This is a genomic window from Flavobacterium sp. RSSB_23 (assembly GCF_051547145.1).
Classification (GTDB): domain Bacteria; phylum Bacteroidota; class Bacteroidia; order Flavobacteriales; family Flavobacteriaceae; genus Flavobacterium.
Map to the genome: position 1 here is coordinate 1 of NZ_JBPTTO010000042.1, position 991 is coordinate 991.

Genomic DNA, 991 nt, shown 5'->3' on the forward strand with positions numbered 1-991 from the left:
GCTCCCAACGTTCCCGCGCTACACGCAGGCTGGGATTAAAGATGCGTAATCTTTCGGATAAAAACAAATGTATCAAACACAAACCATCTTCAAATTAAGCCAATTGCCCAGCTTGCTTGTAGCGTGTGTTGGCGGTAGTTTTTAATTAGCGTAATTTTTGTTAATTTGGGATGTTAATTTTCCACCTAGTATAATGTATATCCATAAAAACAAAGGGAATATAGATTTGCCTAACAAAAAAGATGGAGTAATTATTATACTATTCTTTGGAGATTCTATTAATTCTGAAACAATCCAAATTGTCAAATTCATACTATAAAAAGAAAAAAATAAACTAACAGCATTAAGTATAGATAATTTTTTTTTGATAATTTCATTTGATATTGTTTTATATTTTTGATTTTAAAAGTTTAATAATTTCACTTAATCCATTTAAAGTGCCATTATAAAATTCTCCTTTTCTAAATTCTGGAATAAAATAATTTTCGATAATTTCAGAAGTTTCTTTTTCTGTAATTATCTTTTCTGTTCCGTTTCCATTTTCAATTCTTATTCTTCGATAGCCTTTCGAAATCGCAATTAAAATTCCATTGTCTTTATCTTTTTTCCCAATTCCCCAAGTTTGCGCAATATGAAGTGATAAGTTGTCAAAGTTTTCTTTTGAAGTTTTTATTGTGTCAATAGTTACAATTCCAATTTCAAAAGTCGTTTCTTTTTCGAATCTGGTTATTATGCTGTCAAGTTTAGTTTGTTCGGCATCAGAATATAAATTTTCATAATCGTTTGTCCAACTTACTGGCTTTGGTAAGTTATCCCAAAAAACTTTTCTAAACAATTCGACCGATTTGTATTTCAAGCGGTCATTTTTAATCACATCTGTTTTCTGTGCATTCAAATTTATCGCAAAGAAGAGTAAAAAGATATATTTAGAAATTTGCTTCATTGAATATGTTTGATTTCGATTTTCGGTCGTAAAATTACCGCCAACGTT

Annotated in this window: 1 protein-coding gene; it reads right to left on the reverse strand. The window is 29.4% G+C overall.

All coding sequences use genetic code 11. The features are described from left to right. Positions 1-388: 388 nt before the first annotated feature. Positions 389-991, reverse strand: a 603-nt coding sequence (locus ACSVH9_RS16270; protein ID WP_438064623.1) for a TPM domain-containing protein, incomplete at its 5' end; no start/stop codon positions are given.